This is a genomic window from Amycolatopsis sp. NPDC043885 (assembly GCF_056435685.1).
Genome location: NZ_JBWKEA010000029.1, coordinates 39,149 through 60,170 on the forward strand (window position 1 = coordinate 39,149; position 21,022 = coordinate 60,170).

22 protein-coding genes are annotated in these 21,022 nt (G+C 69.7%); 10 read left to right on the forward strand and 12 right to left on the reverse strand.

The features are described from left to right. The first annotated feature begins 320 nt into the window (after positions 1–320). Complete coding sequence (mobF, locus tag AC069I_RS42810; RefSeq protein WP_478267939.1) at positions 321–5,189, forward strand: MobF family relaxase; 4,869 nt, start codon at positions 321–323, stop codon at positions 5,187–5,189. Between the two features lie 1,116 nt (positions 5,190–6,305). On the opposite strand, the gene AC069I_RS42815 is transcribed toward mobF, so the two are convergent. Beyond that, entirely contained in the window at positions 6,306–7,358 is a 1,053-nt protein-coding gene (locus AC069I_RS42815) for a nuclease-related domain-containing protein (RefSeq protein ID WP_478267940.1), read from the reverse strand. 547 nt (positions 7,359–7,905) lie between these two features. Between AC069I_RS42815 and AC069I_RS42820 the strand changes: the two genes are divergently transcribed. Further along, on the forward strand, positions 7,906–8,244 hold the full coding sequence (locus AC069I_RS42820; RefSeq protein ID WP_478267941.1) for a hypothetical protein: 339 nt from the start codon (positions 7,906–7,908) through the stop codon (positions 8,242–8,244). Between the two features lie 303 nt (positions 8,245–8,547). Here AC069I_RS42820 and AC069I_RS42825 read toward each other — a convergent pair whose 3' ends face one another. Beyond that, the gene (locus AC069I_RS42825; protein ID WP_478267942.1) at positions 8,548–8,895 is read right to left on the reverse strand and encodes a hypothetical protein; all 348 of its coding nucleotides are present in this window, start codon (positions 8,893–8,895) and stop codon (positions 8,548–8,550) included. 166 nt (positions 8,896–9,061) lie between these two features. Between AC069I_RS42825 and AC069I_RS42830 the strand changes: the two genes are divergently transcribed. Continuing rightward, a complete protein-coding gene (locus AC069I_RS42830; protein ID WP_478267943.1) occupies positions 9,062–9,739 on the forward strand; it encodes a hypothetical protein in 678 nt (225 codons plus the stop codon). Between the two features lie 98 nt (positions 9,740–9,837). Further along, the gene (locus tag AC069I_RS42835) at positions 9,838–10,434 is read left to right on the forward strand and encodes a GNAT family N-acetyltransferase (protein WP_478267944.1); all 597 of its coding nucleotides are present in this window, start codon (positions 9,838–9,840) and stop codon (positions 10,432–10,434) included. Here AC069I_RS42835 and AC069I_RS42840 read toward each other — a convergent pair. The 6 genes from AC069I_RS42840 to AC069I_RS42865 all read right to left on the reverse strand — a co-directional run bounded on the left by AC069I_RS42840 (position 10,431) and on the right by AC069I_RS42865 (position 14,133). Further along, positions 10,431–10,652 carry a hypothetical protein gene (locus tag AC069I_RS42840; protein ID WP_478267945.1) on the reverse strand — a complete coding sequence of 74 codons (222 nt, stop codon included), beginning with the start codon at positions 10,650–10,652 and terminating at the stop codon, positions 10,431–10,433. The genes AC069I_RS42835 and AC069I_RS42840 overlap by 4 nt on opposite strands. 35 nt (positions 10,653–10,687) lie before the next feature. Next, positions 10,688–10,987: a hypothetical protein gene (locus tag AC069I_RS42845; RefSeq protein ID WP_478267946.1), complete on the reverse strand. Its 300-nt coding sequence runs from the start codon at positions 10,985–10,987 to the stop codon at positions 10,688–10,690. A 230-nt stretch (positions 10,988–11,217) separates the two neighbouring features. Further along, positions 11,218–11,613, reverse strand: coding sequence for a hypothetical protein (locus tag AC069I_RS42850; RefSeq protein WP_478267947.1), 396 nt, complete (start codon positions 11,611–11,613; stop codon positions 11,218–11,220). A gap of 165 nt (positions 11,614–11,778) precedes the next feature. After that, on the reverse strand, positions 11,779–12,597 hold the full coding sequence (locus AC069I_RS42855) for a hypothetical protein (protein WP_478267948.1): 819 nt from the start codon (positions 12,595–12,597) through the stop codon (positions 11,779–11,781). Continuing rightward, positions 12,590–13,345, reverse strand: coding sequence for a hypothetical protein (locus AC069I_RS42860; RefSeq protein WP_478267949.1), 756 nt, complete (start codon positions 13,343–13,345; stop codon positions 12,590–12,592). The genes AC069I_RS42855 and AC069I_RS42860 overlap by 8 nt, the downstream gene beginning before the upstream one ends. After that, a complete protein-coding gene (locus AC069I_RS42865; protein ID WP_478267950.1) occupies positions 13,342–14,133 on the reverse strand; it encodes a hypothetical protein in 792 nt (263 codons plus the stop codon). The genes AC069I_RS42860 and AC069I_RS42865 overlap by 4 nt, the downstream gene beginning before the upstream one ends. Positions 14,134–14,414: 281 nt before the next feature. On the opposite strand from AC069I_RS42865, the gene AC069I_RS42870 reads away from it, so the two are divergent. Both AC069I_RS42870 and AC069I_RS42875 read left to right on the forward strand, forming a co-directional pair. Beyond that, positions 14,415–15,941 (forward strand): DUF6292 family protein, encoded by a 1,527-nt coding sequence (locus AC069I_RS42870; RefSeq protein WP_478267951.1) that lies wholly within the window; start codon positions 14,415–14,417, stop codon positions 15,939–15,941. A 145-nt stretch (positions 15,942–16,086) separates the two neighbouring features. Then, the gene (locus AC069I_RS42875) at positions 16,087–16,248 is read left to right on the forward strand and encodes a hypothetical protein (protein WP_478267952.1); all 162 of its coding nucleotides are present in this window, start codon (positions 16,087–16,089) and stop codon (positions 16,246–16,248) included. Positions 16,249–16,416: 168 nt separating this feature from the next. On the opposite strand, the gene AC069I_RS42880 is transcribed toward AC069I_RS42875, so the two are convergent. Next, positions 16,417–17,151, reverse strand: coding sequence for a hypothetical protein (locus tag AC069I_RS42880; RefSeq protein ID WP_478267953.1), 735 nt, complete (start codon positions 17,149–17,151; stop codon positions 16,417–16,419). Continuing rightward, the gene (locus tag AC069I_RS42885; protein WP_478267954.1) at positions 17,148–17,429 is read right to left on the reverse strand and encodes a hypothetical protein; all 282 of its coding nucleotides are present in this window, start codon (positions 17,427–17,429) and stop codon (positions 17,148–17,150) included. The genes AC069I_RS42880 and AC069I_RS42885 overlap by 4 nt, the downstream gene beginning before the upstream one ends. A gap of 761 nt (positions 17,430–18,190) precedes the next feature. Here AC069I_RS42885 and AC069I_RS42890 point away from each other — a divergent pair. Further along, entirely contained in the window at positions 18,191–18,745 is a 555-nt protein-coding gene (locus AC069I_RS42890) for a hypothetical protein (RefSeq protein ID WP_478267955.1), read from the forward strand. Positions 18,746–18,787: 42 nt separating this feature from the next. Here AC069I_RS42890 and AC069I_RS42895 read toward each other — a convergent pair whose 3' ends face one another. Both AC069I_RS42895 and AC069I_RS42900 read right to left on the reverse strand, forming a co-directional pair. Continuing rightward, the gene (locus AC069I_RS42895) at positions 18,788–19,573 is read right to left on the reverse strand and encodes a hypothetical protein (RefSeq protein WP_478267956.1); all 786 of its coding nucleotides are present in this window, start codon (positions 19,571–19,573) and stop codon (positions 18,788–18,790) included. A gap of 39 nt (positions 19,574–19,612) precedes the next feature. Further along, positions 19,613–20,209: a hypothetical protein gene (locus tag AC069I_RS42900; RefSeq protein ID WP_478267957.1), complete on the reverse strand. Its 597-nt coding sequence runs from the start codon at positions 20,207–20,209 to the stop codon at positions 19,613–19,615. 129 nt (positions 20,210–20,338) lie between these two features. On the opposite strand from AC069I_RS42900, the gene AC069I_RS42905 reads away from it, so the two are divergent. From AC069I_RS42905 to AC069I_RS42915, 3 genes are all read left to right on the forward strand, one after another. Then, positions 20,339–20,467, forward strand: a complete 129-nt coding sequence (locus tag AC069I_RS42905) for a hypothetical protein (protein ID WP_478267958.1) — start codon at positions 20,339–20,341, stop codon at positions 20,465–20,467. 105 nt (positions 20,468–20,572) lie between these two features. Beyond that, a complete protein-coding gene (locus AC069I_RS42910; protein WP_478267959.1) occupies positions 20,573–20,752 on the forward strand; it encodes a hypothetical protein in 180 nt (59 codons plus the stop codon). Positions 20,753–20,774: 22 nt separating this feature from the next. Continuing rightward, positions 20,775–21,017, forward strand: a complete 243-nt coding sequence (locus AC069I_RS42915) for a hypothetical protein (protein ID WP_478267960.1) — start codon at positions 20,775–20,777, stop codon at positions 21,015–21,017. Positions 21,018–21,022 lie beyond the last annotated feature (5 nt).

Sequence of the window (21,022 nt, forward strand, 5' to 3'; positions counted from 1 at the left end):
CCTCCAGGGCAGAACGATCGTTGCGGCCGTCGGAATGCGGCGTCATCCACGTTAAGTACGGCTCCCGACATCACGCCCGAACCGCACCCATGCCGACCATCGCACCGGCTACGCTGCACCGTGCACCGCCGTGCCTGGTGCTTGACGCCCGCACGCCGCAGCCCACGTGCTGCCCGGTGATCAACTTGCCCGTACGGCGCCCCCTAGCCGACACCACACCTCTGGCACTAAAGTGTGCGGATGCAAAGGCGCTGGTCAGGGACAGGGCGTACGGTGGATCTTGAGGGGTAGGGAGGCCCCGCAAGGGTTGGGGGACCCGGATGACGATGACGTGTCACGTCCTGCACGCGGGCGACGGCTACACGTACCTGACCGACCAGGTCGCCTCGTTCGACATGGAGCGCGAGCCAGGGCAGTCGCTGGCGGACTACTACCTGGCCTCGGGAACCCCGCCGGGCCAGTGGGTCGGGTCGGGTATCGCGGACCTGGGCATGTCCGGCCAGGTCACCGAGGAGCACATGCGTGCCCTGTTCGGCGAGGGTCTTCACCCAGACGCCGACGCGATGGTCGCCCGCTGGATCGACGCCGGGATGCCGTACGCGAAGGCGATCGACAGGGCCCGGCTGGGCCGGCGGTTCGCGCCACCGAAGGGCGGCAAGAGCCCGCTCGGGGTCGCCGTGCAGGAGGGCTACGACCGGTTCGCGGTCATCCATGATCGCCGTCCGAGTGTGGCCGAGCGCCGGGAGATCAAGGAGAAGATCGCCGCGGAGATGCTGGCCGGGCCGGGCGGTACGCCGCCGGAACCGGCGGTGGTGCGGCGCTTCCTCGTCGACGAGCTCGGCAAGGCCGATCAGCCCGTCACCGGTTTCGATCTCGTCTTCACCCCGCCGAAATCCGCGTCGGTGTTATGGGGGCTGGGGAAACCGGACGTCGCACAGGCCATCGAAGAGGTTCACGAGCAGGCGTGGCGGACGGCGCTCGCCTACGGCGAGAAGGAGGCGGCGTTCACCCGCGTCGGTGCGGGCGGGGCCGGGCAGATCGACACGAACGGCTTCGTCGCGGTCGCGTTCCAGCACCGCGATTCCCGCTGCGGCGACCCGAACCTCCACACCCACGTGGTCGTCGCGAACCGCGTGCTCGGGGTCGACGGGAAATGGCGGACGATCGACTCGCGGCAGGTACACCGGGTCGCGGTGTCGATGTCGGAGACCTACAACGCCGCCATGGAACACGGCCTGACCGAGCGGCTGGGCGTCACCTGGCAGAACGTGCCCAAGCCCGACGGGAAGCGGCCGGTGCGGGAAATCGCCGGTGTCCCGGACGAGCTGATCACCGGGTTCTCCTCCCGCCGTAACCAGGTCGAGAACAACTACGAGCGCCTGGTCGGCGAGTACGTGCGGGCCTACGGCCATACCCCGTCGCGCAGTGTGCAGATGCGCCTCGCGCAGCAGGCCACGCTGGAGGACCGGCCGGAGAAGGCCACCGCCGGCACGACTCTGGGCGAGCAGCGCGATGCCTGGCGGGCGGCGGCCGAAGGCATGCTGCCCGGCCGGAACCTCGATCGGGTTCTCGCCGCGACGATGGGCCGCGCGGCCGCGGCCGCCGAGCCGGTCAAGGTCGGGCAGGTGGCGGCGATAGTGGTCGACGTCGTCTCGCGGCACCGGTCGACCTGGTCGGTGTATCACGTGCGGTCCGAGGCGATCCGCCAGCTCAAACCCCATCGTTTCGCCTCGGCCGCCGACCGCGAGCGGGTCACCGAAGAGGTCGTCGCCACGGCGCTGGGCACCGAATCCATCGAACTGTCGGTCGCGGTCACCCCGCCGCCAACGCTGCTGCAGCGCGCCGACGGCGAATCGATCTACCAGCGCCACGGCGCGACCCGCTACACCAGCACCGAGATCCTCGACGCCGAACAGCGCCTCCTCGACGCCGCCCGCACCACGACCGGCCCGGTCGTCGCGGCCCGGGACGTGCACGCGGCGATCGCGGCGCACGAGGCCCGGACCGGGCGGGCGCTGGATCCCGGGCAGCGGCAGCTGGTGGAACAGTTCGTCACCTGCGGAAAAGCGCTGGCGGTCGGGATCGGCCCGCCGGGGGCGGGGAAGTCGATGGCGATGCGCGCGGTCCGCACAGCGTGGGAGACCACCGGCGGCCGGATCATCGGCCTCGCTCCCTCGGCCGCAGCCGCCCAGGTCCTCGGCACCGAGCTCGGCGTCGCGGCCGACACCATGCACCGGCTGGTCACCCTGCACGCCCACGGCCGCGAGATCGACCTGCGCGCCGGGGACATGGTGCTGGTCGACGAGGCCGGGATGGGCGGCACCCGCACCCTCGACGCCGTCCGCGCGATCGCCGCCGAACGCGGCGCCGTCGTCCGCCTGGTCGGCGACTACCGCCAACTCGCCGCCGTCGAGGCCGGCGGCGCGCTGCGGCTTTTGCACCACGACCACGGCGGCACCGAACTGACCCACCTGCACCGCTTCCGCGACCCGGCCGAAGCCACCGCTGTGCTGCAGCTGCGCGTCGGCGACAAGGCGGCGGTCGGCTTCTACAGCGGCCACGGCCGCCTGCACGGCGGCACCCGGACCGCCGTGCTGGACCAGCTCTACGCCGACTGGAACACCGACACCACCCTCGGACGGGCGTCGATCATGATGTCGGACTCGACCGAGGTCGTCCGCGAGCTGTCCGGGCGGGCGCAGACCGACCGCCGCGCCACCGGCGAGGTCGAACCCGAGGGTGTGCGGCTGCGCGACGGCATGGCCGCCGGCGTCGGGGACCGGATCGTCACCCGCGACAACCAGCGCCGCCTCGCCCTCGGACCCACCGACTATGTCAAGAACGGCGACCTGTGGGACGTCACCGCCCGCCACGACGACGGCTCCCTCACCGTCCGGCACGTCCGCCACCGCGGCGAGATCACCCTCCCCGCCCCCTACGTCGCCACCCAGGTGGAGCTCGGCTACGCCGCCACCGTGCACCGCTCCCAAGGCCTCACCGTCGACGTCTCCCGCGGCTACCTGACCCCGATCGCCGTCCGCGAAGCCGCCCTCGTCGCCCTCTCGCGCGGTGTCGAGGAGAACCACGCCTACCTCGACACCGACACCATCCTCGAGACCGGCGAACCCGAAACCCTGCCCGGTGAGCTTTTCTACCGGCACCGCAACGACGACCCGGCCGCGGCGGCGATGACCGCGATCCTGCGCCGCGAAGGCGCCGAACTCTCGGCCACCGAGCACCTACGGAACGCGCTGGAGGAACCGTTCCGGCTCGACGTCGCCGTCCCCGCCTACCTGCACGCCCTCGACGTCCACCGTGGTCCCGACGCGTTCGCCGACGCCGGAACTTGGGTGCACCAGGCGCTCCCGGCCTACGCCGACGAGATCTTTCTCGACCCGGCGTGGCCCGCGCTCGCCGACATCCTGCACCAGGTGCGCGACACCGGCGCCGACCCCGGCGACGTCCTCGCCCGCCGCGCCGCCCAGCGCCCCTTCGACGACCCGGCCGACCCAGCCCACTCGATCGCGCAGGTCCTGCACCACCGCCTCGAACCCGACCTCCCCACCACGGCAGGCGGCGCCGAGGGGGCGGGGGAGCGGCCGGTGCTGCTGCCCGGCTGGATCCCCGCACCCCCACCGGTCGACCCGACCGCGCCCCGCGAGCTCGCCGACCTGCAGGAGTGGCTGGCCGAGAAGGCCCGCGAACTCGCCGACCGCGTCCGCCACCTCGGCGAACAGGCCGCCGATGTGAGCCCGGCCTGGGCCGCGCACCTCGGACCGGTCCCGCTCGACCCCCTCGACCGCGACACCTGGATCCACCGAGCCGGGCAGGTCGCCGCCTACCGCGAGCGCTTCGGCGTCCCCGACGACGACCCCGAACTGCTCCCGCACACCACCGCCGACACCGCCCGCGACTGGGTCTCCCGCCACCTCACCGCCACCGAGCACACCCCGCTCGCCGACGACCCCGCCGACGTCGACGACCATGCCCTGGCCGCCACCGAACAGGCCAGACAGGACCAGGCCGAGGAGACAGCCGAGGAACCGGTCGAGGCCATGTGGGAGCGGATGGACCGCTGGCGCGCCGAGCACGAGACCAGCTACCCCGCCGAGAACACCGAGGTCGCCGAGCCCGCCCTGAGCAGCGGGGCCGAGCTCCTCCTGCGGATCCGCTACACCGGCCTGCAGATGGGGCTGACCAGCGCGAGCATCGCCGGGGACACCGACCGGGAACAGGAGTTACTGGCGCAACGGGAGGAGTTCATCGCCGCCCACCCCGAGCTCGTCGAGCGGATCGAGGCCGAGAGGCTCCAGAAGATGCAGCAGGAGCGGGAGTGGAAGGACGCCTGGCGGGAACGTCCGCACGGCACCCTCTCCAGCGACGACCTCGCCGAGGCGATCGCCCGCGAACAACGCCGCATCGAGAAGGCCACCCAGGCCCAGCAGACCATCACGCGCCGCCTCGCCGACCTCGAACCGCAGGTCGCCGCCGGCGCCGGGCCGCGGGTGCGGGACCTCGACGCCCACGTCACCGCCCTGACCGCCCGCGCCGACCTGGCCACCCAGTACGACAGCCTCGCCCGCGAGCACCAGAAAGCCGTGACCGAAGCCGGCGTCGCGACCGCGAACGCCGACGACCGCGCGCGGAAAGCCGACCAGCTCACCCGCTGGGACACCCTCCGCCGCCCCAGCCTGCGCGGCCGGCTGCACGAGGAAGCCGCCGACCTGCGCGAGGCCGCCGCCCAGGCCGAGGCCGTCGCCGCCGACCTGCGCACCCGCATGAACACCCTCACCCAGCACGACCACGATCCCGGCAGCCTCCACCGCGCCCGCGCCGAAGCCCGCCTCGCCGCCGACAACCACGACCGGAACCGCCACGCCGCCCAGGCCGCCGATCAGCGCGACGTCGACGACCTCCACCGCCAGGCCGACCGGGCGGGCCACACAGCCGACCGCGCCGGCACCACCCTCGGCGAACTGCGCGACGAAGCCGACCTCCGCACTCGCATGCCCGACAGCCAGCACGACGCCGAAGACCGCTTCCGCAGTACCGAACGCGAGCTGCAGGCCGAACGCGCGCTCCGGGCCGCCCGACAACGCGCCACACGTCAGGACGAGCGCTACGACCCGCACCGCTACGACCAGCACTACGGCCAAGACCGCGGCCACGGCATGGGCATGGGCCGGTAGACCACCGCTGCCGAAGCTAAGTAGCACACCAGATCGGCGGTGATACTTCCTCGACCTCAGGTATCACAATCGGTTTGCCGAGAGAGGCCAGTACCTGCTCCGCACCGCATGACCGAGGCCACGCGACGTCGAGGACCGCTTCCGCTCCGGGTACCGCCGACCCTGCCGATCCGCCTCGTTCTCCGGGATCCACCTAAGTTGGATCCCCCTGTGGCAGGGCTTTCCGCAGTTCACGGCGCTGCCGGGGAGCCAACGATTACCCAGACTCCCTTGCCGAAAAGAAAAAGAAGGGCATCGGGTTGGCCGTGGGACTGGCGTCCGGCTGGCGCTCGCGACACTGCGCTTAGCGGAACCCGCAGCGCTAAGCCGGAGGCAGCTACAAGATGTGGTGGTCCGGGCGTTGCGTCCCACACGATGAGGTGGCCACGCTTCGACTCTCGTCCGGAACTGAGCTATGGTCCAGAGTGACCCGGGGTTATTCGGGTCGGACAAGCAGCAACGTGGCCGCCTCTCGCTCCAACGAGAGACGGCCACGCAGCGGTACTCAGCTCAGCCAGTGGTGTGCCAACGCCGACAAACGTTCAGCCACTGTCAGAGCTATCAGGTAGAGCTCGACTCCGGAGGCTCTTGGCTTCCGGGGCGGGCTCTTCCGCTTTTTACGGCGTCTGCCAGGGGCAGGTTCACCGCGGCCGTAAGCGTTCACGGCACGGCTCCCTTCTGCCGCACCGTGAGGTCCGGCAAGGGGTTCCGCCTTGGGGGCGGGCCCCGCCTCACATGATGTGAGGCGCTCCAGGGGGAGCTCGATTGCCAGGAGACTACATGTAGGGGTCGGAGGCTGCACGTGCCCCAATGGGTGGCTTGTCGTTATTCGGGTCTGCCTTCAACGAGTCTTTCCCCCAGCGTGGGGGGAAAGATTTCCCCGCTGATCCCGATAACCGCAGGTAGCGCCTTCGTGCAGGTCAGGGCAGCCATCCGAGCTCGGTGGTCGGAGAAATTTTTTAGAGTCTCGGCCGAATCGCTCCGCCGGGCGAGTGGCGGCTGAGCGGGACGCGGTCAATTGTCATCTCAGCGGACATTGACTGCCAGGAAGGCAGCTCTGGACACGCTGCCGCGAGTTCATCGGCCGGCGAACATCTGGTCGACGAGGATCGCAGCGGTGAGGCCGATCGTGCAGATCAGGGTGAGCGCGATCAGCAGCCCCCACGGGACACGTCGACGTCGCGCCGGACGCTCAGCCGGGACGGGCGCAGGCCTCGCCGCCGGGTGTGCGGGCGGTCGCCGTGGCACGGCGGCTCGCGGTTGAGGAGCCACTGGCGTGGGCGGGGTGATCGGGTCGAAGACGAAGTCCGGCGGCGGCTTCGCCGGCAGGCCGGGGGAGCGAGACCAGGCGTTCGTCGACGTCGAGGCGGTCCTGGCCGGGGAGTCCGCTCGGGTCCTGGCCGGGGCCGGACTGGCGGTGCGGGGCGGTGGCACCGGGGGCGGAACTGGCGCCGGTGGCTGGTCGAGGAAGCCTTCGGCGAGCAGCTCGGTGCGCTCCGGAGCGAGGTGGCCCAGCGCCAGGACGCGGCAGGCGGCCAGGACCGCGTCGGCAGTCCAGCTGCTGGTTCGGCTGGTGATCCGGCGCATCACGCGCCGGAGGTCTTTCTGGGTGGCCAGGGTGACGTGGATGCCGAGCCCGGCCCGGCCGGTGTCGCCGAGCTGGAGTCCGCGGTCGTGCGGGACGAGCACGACCAGGCCGGTGACGAACGTGCCGTCGGCACCGCCGATCCCGGAGAGCGCCGCCTTCGCCGCGTACACGCCGGCCTTGACCTGATCGCCCGGGGTGAGCCCGGTGAGGGTGTGCACGGCGGCCGGTTCTCCGCCAACGGTCCACGGGCCGTTCGGCGGAACGGTGAGCGTGCCCGGCTGGGGGCGGACGAAGCCCTTCACCTCGACGACGATCAGCCCGGCCGGGGTGAAGATCAGCCCGTCGACCTGCCGAACCGCTGTCTTCTCCGGCACGTTCACGTTCACCAGCGCCAGTCCGGGCAGGTGGTACTTGCCCGTCCACGACGACAGCAGCCCGACGACGCGTTCCTCCGCGCCGGACAGGCCATGCGCCGTGGCGCCGGTGCCGCGCTGAATCCGCACCAGCACCGTCGATCCCTCCTCGCGGTCACCGTGTGACACAACCCCGATCCCTCGCGTGATCGACGGTACGAGGCGGGGCTGGGGAGGATCTGCGCCCGAACGGGTGGCCCCCGCGCCGACGACCGCCTATCCGCCGCCGCGTACTGCCCACCAGCTAGCCGGGCGCCCGTTGATCGTGGATGTGCGGCCGCTCGTCGTGCCGAGGAATCAAGATCCACATTGATTCGAGCCCATGTTCACCCAGGTAGCGCAATGTCCAAGATCTTTGAAGCCGCGTCGTCGTCGACTGACGTGTATGAGCTCAGATCTTCGTGATCGGTCGGTCGTATCCGTTCGTGCCGTTGTTCGCGATTCCTGTACCGGCCGCCGATGAGCACCGCGAGACCAGGGTGAATGTGAAGGCGGCGGCTTTAGATTCTGGCGTGACGCCTGTGGGAGGGCCGGTGTGAACGTCCCCGGGGTAGTAGCCCCGGGGACGTCGTCGTTCCTCCTGCCGACGTCATCGTGTACGGCCTGCCCGGCCGGTCAACGGCCGTGGAAAGCGTGCCGGCCGGGCAGGCCCCCGACATCGAGAAGAGGAACGACTGTGAGGTTACGTCCGCGCAAGAAGCGGATTCCAGCATCCAACGGCGACCCGTCTCCTGTGCGCGACCGGCGGCAGGAACCCCAGAACGAAGATCAACAACAGGGCGGAAATCACCCTGTCGGACCGGATGAGCGGTGCGGTGAGCGGCATGGTCTGCTCACCCTGGCCGATCGGATTCTGACCAGCGGGACCGTAGCCCGGCGTGCGGTCGCCGTCGCCGCGGCCATCACCGTGCTGGCGACCGGCTCGATGCTCGCGATCGGGATCGCCCGCATCGACATCGGCCCCGTCCACATCACCGTCCGCGACAACCCGGACCGGCCACTGGCCCACGGGTAACGCTCGGCCGCCGCGTCGGCGATGCACGACGGGACGACGGTCCGGCAGCACGCCCCGACTGCCGGGCCGCCGCCCACACATCCGACGTCGACACGGCATGATCCCTTCGCCCGGCACCCCCGCCGGGCGGGTGGGCACAACACTGAGGGCCAGGCCGAAACTCCGGCCTGGCCCTCAGTGTTCTCGGATGCTCTCTGACTGTCGTGCCGTCACGGTGACGTGTCGATGGCTGCAAGTCCGGATCAGGTAGTTTCCGCCGTGACCTGCACGTTCTGCCCGATCTTCACGATCGGAAGCCCGGAATCAGAAGAGCGCGAGCTGGATGTCGGGGTGGCGGCGCTGCTCGATCCCGCCGCATCGTACGCAGGTGACGTCGTCGTCGGTTGGCTGAAGGCTCTGCGGATCCCAGCCGTTCAGCCCGGCCCCGCACACCGGCAGCCAGTCGCCGGTGACCAGGTGGACCTTGCCGGACGGAGCGCGGCCGCGGGCACCGGCGTGCGCGGCCGCCCACGCCTCCGGTGTCTCCGGATCGACGGGCTCGACAGGCCGGTGGTGGGCCAGTCGACGACGGAACGGCCCCAGCGGCTCCCGCGCGGCGTCGCGTGTGAACGGGAGAGCGAACAACGTCGGCGGTTCCTCGGGCACGGCCATGATCTCCACGGTCGCAGCCCCGCTCGGCGGGAGCCAGCGGCCGAGCGGGCGAATCACGCGCGAAGCCGTCGTTGCTGGTCAACGGCACAGGTCAAAGCTCACACGTTGGTGGGGCATCGCGACGTCGCAGAGTTCGTTCCTGGTGCGCGCGGGTCAGACTTGACCGGTGGCCCACAGCACCCTTCCCGCCGACCGCGGCGATGAATACACCTGGCTGATCGAGACCAGCGACGACGGCCGTAGCTGGTCGTATGAACTGCACCCGGTCCATGGGGACCGCGATGCGGGCGGGATCGAGCGGGCCGCCACCGCCGAAGACCTCGCCCGCGCCGTATTGGCTCGGCGCTTCGGTCTCCTGCGCGCGGACCAGGGCTACGAGTGGGAGGAGCTGTGGTTCCGCGTGACCGTGTGGAACCACCAGCACGCCTGCGACTGGGCTGGAGAATGGCAGCCGCCGTTTCCGCCGGAAGTGGCGGAGCAGGAACCGCGAAGCTACGGCCGCTATCTGCAGCTCCACGAGGCCGAGCCCTTCGCCGTCGAGGTCTGTACACCACGCCAGGTCCGCGAAGCGGTCCGGAACTTGTCAGTCGTTTCCGCCGCCATCAGCGGCGGCACCCGCGCCGGTGCGGTCTCCCGCACCGAACTTGACGAGATCCAGCGCGACATCGCCCACCTGATCGCGCAGGCCCGCGAGGCTGGCTGGGACAGCGACGCCACCAGCGAGCATCGCGCACTGGGGGTCGCCCGGAGCAAGCTCGCCGAGTTCGATCAGCTACTCGGTGACCGTGTCGCGGACCTGGAACAGCAGCACAGCCACCGTCCCGGCTTCACCATCGATGCCTGAACCGCGATCAGCGACACGAGTCCGTTTCGGCTATGACGTGTTCACTACCGGACACCCCATAACTCGAACCCGTGTTCGATGTGGCGCATACTGCGGGCATGTCCGTCCTGCCGCCGCACAATCCCTTCGGGAACGGCGGCTGTGTCGTGCGGCCCGCGGTGCGGCACCGGCGGTGTCTCAACGGGCACGACCTGGAGATCGCCGGGCGGAGCAGCGGCTATGACCATGAGCTGTATCTGCCGACCGGGACCTGTGAGTTGTGCTTCTGGCTACGGCTTCCGCGCGCGATGTGGCTGGAGGTGGATCTCCGGTTCCGGGACGAGGCGCCGGCGACGTCGGCCGCGTTGGGGTTGGCCGCGCGGCCGCCGCTCGTGCGCGGCGGCGTCGGCCAGATCATGCTGCAGCTGTGGGGCACCACGATCGCGGACCTGGACGTCCAGATGTGTGGACCTTGCCGCGCGGGAGTCGTCGAACACATCCGCGTGGATACCGAGTATCTGCGGCGGGGGATCGGCACCGTCCTTTTAACCGCGGCGCTGGTCCGGGGCCGCGGCTACCGGTGGTCGACGACCACGATCGACGACACGGTGACGGCGCGGGCGTTCTGGGCCGCCCAGCAGCTGCCCGCCGACATGACCCTTGGGCAGCCGAGACGGTGCTCGGACATGCTGGCCGTCGACGGGCACGCCGTCTAACCGCCCGCCGGGGCCCGGAGCCGGTATGCGGTCGTGTTGCCCGCGCCGGTGACGACGAAACGGTCCTGGCCCAGCTCGGTGGCGACCTCGGCCAGATCGGGGAGTCGATCGGCGTCGTCGGCGTGGACGAGCAGGCCGGGCTCATGCCACCACTGCGCGTCGCCGTCGTGCCCGATCCGCACCGAGCACAGCCGCACCGGCCAGGCCCGGCATTCCACGACACAAACTGGACAACACCAGGACACGCGGTTGCTCAGGCGGCGGTGGGCGGATGCCAGCCAGGGATCCGGCCACCGTGCTGAAGACGGCGAGTGTGCTCGTAGGACAACGGCCAGGTCTCGTCCGGCACCCACGGAGGTGGATCGGCGTCGTTGCTGGTGATGTCCTCGGCGAGCGTCGCCGCCAGCGAGCGCTGGCGGGCGTTCCACGCCTCGCGCAGGGAATCCAGCGACACCGCGTCGGAGAACGGCTCGTTCCTGATCTCCTCGACCCAGGCGCGCAGCAGCGGCCACACCTCCTCGGGTGCGGATTCCTGCGCGGCAGCCTCGGTCACACCGGAAATATCGGCATAGGGGCGCGAAACGCAACAAATTTGTCAAGCTTCCGTGAGTTCAGCAAAAGTGAGGGTTCCTCGTCGTGAACCCAAGGGGCCGATCCACCCAGGACCAGTGCTCGATCCGTGGGTGCGGCTCATTCGGCGGTCGCTGCCTGTCCTGGCGCGGCAGAATGACGCGAAGCCGTCACGGTCTGGCGCTGTTCGCGGCTGGTGGTGACGGCTGTGCGTCATCGAGATCGCCGCTGGCGCCAGGCCGTGGTGCGGCAGGCCGGAGAGCAGTAGCGGGCATCGATGCGCCGTCGCACACCGGCCCAAACCATCGTGCCGCACACCGGGCAGGTCGCCCGGTCCATGATCGAGGCGGCCAGGTCACGGGTCGTCTCCTCGTAGGAGCACCAACGCTCGTATGCCTCACGGAGCCGGTGCGGCGGGGGCGGGCCGGTGATGGCGATGGCCTTGATCAGGCCACGTTGCCGGAGATCCGCGAGCTGGGCGCGACGGCGAGCCCGGTAAGCCCGAGCGACGCATGCGGGCGAGCAATACCGGCGGCGCGAGCTCGCGCCGCGGGGGAGAAGCTGTCGGCACTGGGCGCAGCGCCGACGCCTCGGCCTCGAGGTGGCCACGAAGCGAGCATGCCCCGCAGAACCTCACCACGGAAGAGCGCAGGATTCTGCGGGTTTCAGGCCAGACGGTGGTCAGTCGCGGTGCCCGGTCGCCGCTCCGGGGTCCTGGCCTTCGGTCGCCGGGGACTCGTGCACGTCGATTCTCCTTGCTGGAGCGGGGATTGCTCAGTAGAGGAACGAGCTCAGGATTGCATTGCCGGTGGTGGAGTCGGCACCGTAGATGGCGGTGTGCCATTCGGTCTGCAGGCGGCGCAGCGCGTCCGCGCCGGCGGTGTCGAGGGCGATGTCGCGGCCGCCGGTGGTGTCGATGACGCCGAGCAGCAGCGCGGTGTCGGCGGCCGGGGAGGTCCCGGCCGGGTCGGGCTGGGGGACCAGGCGGCCGGTGGTGTCCAGGAGCCGGTCGGGGCGGTGCTCGAGGACGGGGTGCTCGGCGGTGGCGATGTCGAACAGCCGCAACATCAGGAACCACGACGAGATGGAGGCCTCGATCTCGTCGTTCTCCTCGCCCTCGACCATCGCGTCGACGTAGTCGGCGATCTCCTGCTGCCAGGGGCTGCGCGAGCGTACGGGCGTGGTTTTCGCCTCGGTGAGCAGAGCGCGTGCGGCGGTGAGGAGGTTCAGCTGGTCGCGGGTGGCGGTCGCGACGAAGACCCCCATGCGGCTGACGCCGCCGGCTGTGAGGGCGTCGGCGGTGGTCGCGGTGGAGAAGGTGATCAGCGGGCTGTCCGGGTCGTCGTAGGCGGTGTCGTCGTCGATCCGGCGGATCCAGGAGGGCTGCAGGATCGCTTCCAGCGCGTCGGCGACGGCGGGGTCGGTCAGCGCGGTGGGCAGCCGCCACGGATCCTCGCCGGGCAAGTAGGTGTCCGGGTCGGTCGCGTGCCGCAGGTGGTGGGCGAAATCCAACGCACGCCAGGGGTGTTTGCCCAGATCGGGGTGGTTCGGGATCAGGATCCGCACCGTCTCATCCTCACGCAGTTCAGGCATCGTCGCGGTCCTTCCTGGTCGCGCGGGCGCGGGCTTCGGCGGCGCGGGTGCGTGCCTTCGCCGCGAGGTCGCGGTAGCTGTCGTGGCCGGCGGCGGCCATCGCGTCGGCGAGTTCGGCTTCGCGCTCGTAGATCGGAGCGAGCAGCGCCGGTGTCGGTGCGAGGTTCCCAGCGCGCAGTTGGTCTCGCAGCCGGGACTGGTGGGCGAGCTCGGCGAAGGCCTCCATCCGCCGCATCCGATCCGACACCTGCCCCGGGCCGGGCGCGTCCGGATCCTCACGGCGGCGGGTGAGCCAGGCGTCGACGTGCTGGATCCAGTAGTCCGGGTCGAGCAGCTCGTCTGGGATCCCGGTGATGCTGGTCCGGCCGGGGAAGGACGCCAGCCGCTGCTGGGATTCCCACTCGGTTTCGAGGTGGCCCCATCGTTTCTCGGCGTCCTCGGCGGTGACCTGCTCGCCGGTGTCGGCGGTGATCGTCTCGGCGATGACGTCCCAGCCGGTGCCGTGGACCCGCTCGGTCAGGACCGCCGCGTCCAGCACGTCCCGCGCCCGGCCCACGACGGTCAGGGCGTCGGACAGGCCGAGGCCGGGGAAGTGGTTCCGGCCGGGTGGTCCGGTGGGGATCAGTCCGGCGGCGGCGTCGGCGGCCTCGACCGCTGCCCGCGCGAGGCGCAGCGCGGTCAGGGACTGTTCCGTGTACGGGGCGCCGTCGACCGGTCCGGGCCACGACGTCGAATCGGTGCCGCTCATCGGCTGCTCCTGGTGGTGGTCGGGGTGGTGTTGAGCTGGGCGCGGAGCTCGGCGACCGAGCGACGGGCGTGGGCCAGGCCGTCGCGGGTGGGTGCGCTGACCCGGGTCTGGCTGGCGGCGATACGTTCCCAGGCGCCGAGGATCGCCTCGGCGACCTCGAGGCGATCCTCGGCCGGCGGCAAGGCCGCCACGTCGCGGGCGGCGGCGTCTTTCCACTGCTGGTGGGCGCGGGCGCTGTGCCAGCGCTGCTCGACGTAGGGATCCATCCGCGTCAGCCCGCCCGACACCGGCGCCACCTCGGGCTCATCGACGGCGTCGTCCGGATCGCGGTGCCGGCTAACCCACTCGTCCAGATCCCGCGCCGTGGCCTCGGGTTCACGCGCGGCCGGGTGCAGCCGCCACCGCAGCTCGCCGAACTTGCCGGTGTAGTCCGGATACTCCGGGGACAACAGCGCCTCCTGGAACTCGTCGACGACCTCGTCGAACCGCTCCTGCGCGGACTGGCGCGTCACGTCCAGCGCGCCACCGATCTCTTCCCAGGTGACCTTGCCCAGCCGCGCGTACACGACAGCGGCCTCCAGGACCCGCCGCGCCATCCCTGGCAATCGGTTCGCCTCGCCGACCACAGACCCCGCCGACGGTGCGGACCCATCCTCCCGCAGCTCATGCTCGCCGATCGTCACAAACCCGCGCAGGTAGTCGGCCATCTCGGCCGCCTCGGCCGAGAGCACCAGCCGAGCCCGCGTCGCCTCCGTCAACGGCGGAAGCCGCTCTCCATCCTCACTCATGATTGTCAGGCTAGCCCTGCATTGAAGGAAATAGCAGGACCATCCTGACAATCACCCGTTTAGCGGGTCGCGGAACTGTCGGTGCGTGCCGCTACAGTGACTCAGAGATCCACGGGGCCACCGCACGCTGGCCTCTCTCCGAGCCGATCCCCGCCCACGCCGGGACCTGGTGACCGAGGACAAGTAGCCCCGCTACCCGTGCCGCAGCTCAGAATCCGTGGCCGATCGACGTCCGCGGCGAGATGCGTGGGATCAACCGCCGCAGGAAACGAGCGATCACCATGCCCAGCAACGAACTCAAGCGCGCCGCCCGCGCCTACGCCGCCGAGCACGGCGTCAAATACACCGAAGCGCTGCGCGCGGTCAGCGCCGGCGCCGAGCGTCCCGGCGCGGACCGGGTGCGCGCCCAGGTCACCGTGACCGCGAATCCCGACGGGATGGACTCGCCGCGCCGGTGGGAGATCGTCGTCGACGACCCGCGCACCGCGAAGCCGTTCGCCGAGTGGGTCTACGGCGCCGAGCCCGGGATCCGGGTCGACGAGCTCGCCGACGTTCACGGCTGGCGCCGCGCTCCCGGTGCGGAGTGGCCGGACGACGTGACCCTGGAGCCGGTCGTCGTCGAGCTGGAGCGCAGCGAGGTCGGGCAGCGGAACGACGAGGTTGAGGAGATCCTCGCCGCGGCTGGGGTGACCTGGCATGAGGCCTGCGAGCCGTACATGGCCGCGGTCGGACATGAGCTCGTCCGGGCCGGGATCGGCGTGAAGGAGGCCTTCGCGGGCGGCAACGAACCCCGCGACGGCGCGATCGACCTCGACGAGGCGCTGCCCGGCTACGACTCGACACAGCTGGCGTGGCGCGAGGACCAGGGCTGGTACTACTTGTCGTTCCAGCACGGTGAGACCGCCGACTACGTCATCGACCTGCCGGTTGGGCACCTCGCCGAGCCCTACGAGGTCGCCGCCGCGTTCTGCGAGGCCATCGGCCACCCCGTCCCCGGCGAGCGGCCGGACTGGCGCCCGCCGGCCGACTACGACCCTGAGGCGGTCGCGCCGGACGACTGGTGGGACGTCTCGCCCGCGCTGGAGCGCGCCCTGACCTGCTACACCACCTATCCCGGCTGGACACCGGTCGCACGCCCGGCGCCTGTTCCGGAGCCGGTCCGTCATCACCCACTGCGCGAACCCCGCGATCCCGATGCCGAGGACGTGTTCATCCAGGACCCGGTCACCGGCTGCTGGCGGGCCTGGTCCCGCGCCGAGGCCACCGTCGTCGAGCCCGTGCCCGAGAGGGCCGACGACGGCGAATGGATCTACGGCAACATCCACATCGCCGGGGAAGCCTTCAGCACCGACGGCACACTGCAGGTCCGGACCGGCCGCGGCGTCGTCTCGTCGTGGCTGGCGAGCCGGCCCGCGCCGACCGGGTCGAAGCACGACGGCACGCATGAGTGCCGGGTCTGCCACGACCACCACGAGTACGAGATGCCGACGACGCTGGCGATGCTGGAACACCGCGGGCACCAGATCCGCGCGGCGTACGAGCGGCTGGCCGGGCTCGCGCCCGGCGACGGAGCCCGGGTTCTGGCCGAGCAGGACGGCGACGTCCTGGTCCTCACCCTGCGGCTGATCGACCCGGCCACCCGCCTGCTGGGCATGCACTGGCGAGCAGACGACGACTGGAAAACCATCGTGCAGAACGAGGACCTCCCCGGCGAGGAGCACACCAGCGGAACTCTGATCAGCGGAGCGGACTGGGAGCCACACCGGATCGCCCACGAGATGACGAGGTACGTCAGCCACTACCGGTAGCCGCAGGGCAAAAAGGGGCGGCGCGAAGCGAAGATCCGCTCGCGCCGCCCTTGCTCAGGTACCGGGTACTAGCCGCCTTAGCGGCCCGGCGACAGGCTGGTTCGCCGAGCAGATCAAGAAGGCGGAGCAGGAGTACACCTCAGCGATGGCCGTCTTCATCGACGAGATCAAGGCCTTCGGCGCGACCACCGACGAGCTGTACACGCGATATATCGCCGCAGTTGAGCAGGAGAAACAGCGCCGAGATCGACACGCTGCCACACGTGAATCCCTAGCTCAGCTTCCGCAGCTTTTCATCGCCGTCTGATTTCAGAGCCAGGCACCGTGGTGTTCGAAAAACGATTGTTGACCGAACACGAACATCGAGCAGGAAGGCGGGAAAGTTGGGCCAGATCGCGATGTTCGGGAACCCGTTCGTTTACGTGGAGAGGCCCGGCAGCGCACCGGCTGCCGGGCCTCTCCACAGCCACCAGGTCTAGTCGTCGACCTTCTTCTTTGGCTTCCGGACGCTCTTGCGGAGGGCGAGAAGGAGCGGCGAGAGCAGCCCTGCCACGACCAGCGGGGTGGCGGTGGGCGTCTTGACGGCCAGGAACACCAGCGCGCACACGACACCGAGCAGCAGCAGCGTGATCGGGATCAGCAGCGTGACCGCGTGCCGGGTCCGGCGCTCGTCGCCCAGGATGTAGTGCAGCAACTCGGTCCAGCTGGTGCCCTGGCGGAACAACTGCCGGCCGCCGGGCACGGCATCGCAGTTGTTACGTCGGTGTCCCCAAGCGAACACACTGGTGTCGAGAATGAGCTTGGAGTCGGCTTCGTGAGACAGGAGTTCGCGGATCGTCTCGGGCGTGGCCCAGTCCATCGTGGTCGGCGGGGGCACCTCCATCTTGTCTTTGCTCTCGCCGCTGCTGATGCGGACGTTCTCGGTTTCCCGGTGCAGCTTCTTCCACAGGTCCATCACCAGATCGACCTGGGTGGGGGTCAGGCCGCAGGCCTTGACGAAGGCGAGGACCTGGTCAGGGTTGCTCGGGAGGCCGGGGCGTTTGGTGTCAGGCAGGCTGTAGGCGGTGGAGCGCGGCATACCAGTCTTGATGGAGATCTGGCCGCAGCTCAGCGGCGAGTTGCCGAGGATCCGGCCCAGCAGGGCGCGGAACTCGGTGGCGTCGGCTGCTTCGAAGACGAGTTGCTGATCGGCGGGGATGGTCATGGTCATCGCCGGCCCTCCTGCTCGTGGTGCAGGCGGGCGAGTTCGTCAGCGGCCGAGCGCAGGAACCGCAGGTTCTTCCCGATCTCGCCGATACCGCGCGGGATCGCGATAACGGCGACGAACACGACCATCACGCCCGCGGCGATGCCCGCGGCTGCGACGATCGGGGTGTCGCGCACGTTGAGGTAGATGGTGAGGCCGACGGCCAGCGTGATCACGAAGGCCTCCGGCCAGGTCAGTCTGACCGCGGCAGGGACGGCGCCGCTCCCGGAGGGCGGGCTCACCGCTTTCAACATCATGCTGTTGTGCCCTTCTGCGAAGAACGCGCCTGCCCGCCCCGGAAGACTGTGAAGAGGGGGCGGGCGAGGGTGGTGCGTTCCGTGGTTGCGGATTTACGAGCACTCACCGGTCGGGCTGTCTGTGGCTGGAACCACGGCCCTGTCGGCGACATCCCGGGGTGGGACCGGAACGAGAAAAGCGTCCCGCACGTGCACGCACATGAGAAGACCCAGCAACACAACCGGTGTCTACCGCGCGCCCAGCGGAGTCCCGTAGACACGACGAAGGCCCCGAGCGAAATCTACGCTCGAGGCCTCGCCTGAGTGCGCGGGCTAGTTCCAGCTAGACCGCAAGTTCCTGTGCTCCACCGCAACCACGCAGAAGGGCTTCAGGACCCTCACCACCCGCACTCACGGGCGGAGAAGACACAACACGGGCACCGGACAGCGCGGACGGCGGCATGCCACGAGGCCCCGCGGGACGACAGCGGCGATCATGATGCCTCCAATCCGGGACGACGGATGCCCTCTGCTTGCGAGACCAAGAATGACTCCCCGGGAACTGGCTCGGGTCCACGCGTGGACATCAGACACCCGGTTTCCGAACTCATGCAGGTCAGCAGTGTTGCAGAGCCGTCCACAAAGAGCCCGTGGACACCCGTGGGCACACATCGGTGAACGCCCCGCGCCCATCCCCGCCGTCTGTGCCGCCCGCCATCGAGAAGGCGACGAGCAGAACCCAGGGTCAACGGCGGCTACGGTTTGCCATGACCAGCATCCTCGGCCCCATCGCCACCGCTCTCGCCTCGATTGTTGCGTTGGGCATCGCCGTCTGGAACGCACGCCGGAGCGATCGCCAGCGCGAACAAGACCTGCACGCCGCCGTCCGGGCTCGGCAAGCCGAGCAGCTGGCGCAGCTGCTGACCATGTACACCTCGTTCTCCGCCCCCAGGCTGCTGGTGCAGCCGTTGGTCGGGGAGGGGCCCAGTGCGGTGGACCGCAACAACGGTGCCATGAAAGCGATCCTGCTGACCTTGCCCGGCCACTTCGCGACGGTGCTCCGGATCTGCCTCGACTTGAAGTACACGGTGGAGGGCGTCCCGCTCGACGCCGCCAGCCGTGCCCGGCTGCGCGATGACGAGGACGACGCCGGGCACAAATGGCTGATCTTCGACCGCGCTTCCGCCATCACTAACCGTGGGTTTAAGGCTCGTTCGGAGTGGATCGAGGCCGAGCTCGCCTACGACATCGAGGGCCTGCTCGGCGGCGACCAGGATGCCGTCCTGTCCGCGTTGAAACGCTACAAGTCACGACTCGACTGAAGTAACCATGCCGCCGCAGGCACCGCCTGGCGATAGCGCTGCTTAGTCGGCGAGTCGGTGAGGGTTGCTGCCCTGAGCCGTGAAGAAGGCATCGCATGCAGTGCGCAGCTCCTCGTAGCTAGAGACAACCTCCGCGTAGGCTTTGGCCAGATTCGCCAGGCCCGTCTTGCCCAGTCGACGATCTTCGGCGAGGTCGAGGGCTTCATCGGTCTGTGCACTGAGGGTTTTCACGCGCTCGTTGTAGTCGTTGAGCACCTTGCGCAGGTTCGGATCCGGGGGTTGCTGCACGCGAAGTATGTTCAGCGCGTCATCCCACCGCGTCTCACCCTTTCCTGCGGGGAGCGGCATCGGAAAATCGAATCCGTACGGGCCAGGGAGGTCGCGACTATTGCGTTCCATGGCGTACTCGTACTGTTCGAGCAACTCGTCGTGAACCTGCTTGGCCGCCAGCAGCGCGCCATGAACGTTGCCGACGTTCGTGATCTTCTCCTGGGCCTTATGCCGGTCTTCCTCGCTGTCCAGTTGCTTGATTGCGATGTCGAGCTGTTGTGCGGTGATCTCGTTCTGCTGACCCATGAGCGCCACTTGCTTGCCGGCTTCGACAACCTGCTCCTCGGCCGCTTTGGCGGATCTTGTCGCCGCCTTGGACTGTTTTCGTGCCTCTTCCAGAGCTTGCTGGGCGGTTGCCGCCTGGGCTGCGGATGCCTTGGCGCTGCTGCCTGCGTGGATCGCTGAGATCACGGCAGCGACCGCGCTGACAATGGCCACCGGGCTCACGATGGCACCGATCGCGCTGACCCATCCCGGGACGTCTCCCCAGTCCACCAACCGGCTCTCCCCGCATAATCTGTGGTCAAGGCGCTCAGGCTATGGGGCTTCGAGCAAGTTCGTCGACCGGATGATCTCCGCCGGAGCTCGCCGCGCGGGGCCAGGCGGCGCGGGGTGGTCGTCCAGGTAGCCGCTGACGGGCCGATCGGTGTCGTCGGCGACATCGCCGGGTTCGAGGTGCCGCAGGTACCAGGCGTCGAGGTTTTCGGCGAGCTTCCGGCTCGTGGCGGCTTTCCGGCTGCGGAGGGCGTCCGCGCCGATCCCGTCGGCGAGCGCGTCGATGGTCTCAGCCGTGTCGGCCCAGCGTCGCTGGGCCGACTGCTTGGTGATGCCGCCGGCGGCCGCGCCGATCTCGTCCCAGGTGGCGCCGCGGGAGCGTTCGACGACGACGGCGAGCTCGGCCAGGCGCTCGGCGTATCGCAGGACCAGTAGCGCCTCGTGGATGTAGTCGCCAGGGGCGTGGTCGCGCTCGGTGGCGACGAGCCTGCGGGCGAAGTCGGACAGCCGGCGCGCGTCGTCGGCGTAGAGCAGCCGCGCCGCGTCCGCGCCGACCGGTTCCTCGTCCATCGTGTGCTCGACAGCCTCCGGCGCCCGGTCCGCGGTGGCCGGGATGATCGCGTTCTCGTCCGTCCTCATGTCGTCAGCCTAAGGCTGACGTCTCGTCAGCGTAAAGCTGACAACACCCGTTCGGCGGCAGGCAAGAGGCATCGCTACCGATATCTTGGGTTATCGGTAGTGATTCCGAGGACATCTGAGGAGCTGGAAATGGCCGACGACAGCAACTACACCGAGGCGGAACAGCAGACCATCGACGCACTGAACGAGGCCAAGGACGAGGGCGGCTTTCCTGCCGTGCTGGATCTCCTGGAAGTGGCCGGATACGACCTCGGCTAGCTACTGATGCTCTCGCCTGTTCCCGCGCCCCGGCCCCAGACGCGGGAGCAGGACACCACCACACGGCGCCGGACAGCCGGCGCGCACCGACCGGAAGGGAAGACCATGACCGCCCAGCGCAGGATCGAAGATGTCGTGTCCGGCGAACAGATCGCGCAAGCTGACGGCCGCGGGGACCGTGTCCACAGCATCGACCACGAACGCGAGAAGGACGCGGTGTTCGTGACCACTGATCTCGCTCGCGACGTCCGCTACGAGGTCGGCACCCTCGTCACGATCGTCTGATGCGAGCGAAGGAGGAAACCTGATGTCCAGTCTCGCCGGGAGCGACGCCGCCGCGATCAGCGGCTGGCTGCAGACCGACGCCAGCATCGCTCCCGACCGGGCCGACGCCGCCGCCCGGGAGCTGGCCGCCTCGTGGGACGAAAGCGACTTCGCGTACCAGACCGTGGCCGACATCCTCGGCGATCACCTCACCGACAACGAACCGCGCCCGAAGCTGCTCGCCGACGACCTGGCGGCCGCGTCCGGCATCACCCTGGAGGACTGAAACCG